Below are 267 nucleotides of genomic sequence, written 5' to 3' on the forward strand. Positions count from 1 at the left end.
ATAGGAGTAAAAAATTTGTCTATCTATATCAGATAAACGCAATATGAGTTTTTGAATGTTTGGTGGTGGGGATTTATCATCCAGATAACGTTGAGCCTCCTGAAAGATGATGACTTTATCGTTATAAAATTTTCTGGCCAAGAATTTTAATTGAGATATTTTTATATCATTAGTATCCCACGCTAATGATTTAAATGACAAAGTATTTTTAACGTGATTTATATCCATCCCAAGCTCATTGATATTAAACTGAATGATTTTATATTT

Annotated in this window: 1 pseudogene; it reads right to left on the reverse strand. The window is 28.8% G+C overall.

The features are described from left to right. Nucleotides 1–267, reverse strand: a pseudogene (locus V2A85_RS24745) (hypothetical protein); the annotation flags it as partial.

Origin of the sequence: Yersinia sp. 1252 StPb PI, from assembly GCF_048593885.1 — a bacterium.
Taxonomy (GTDB): domain Bacteria; phylum Pseudomonadota; class Gammaproteobacteria; order Enterobacterales; family Enterobacteriaceae; genus Yersinia; species Yersinia enterocolitica_E.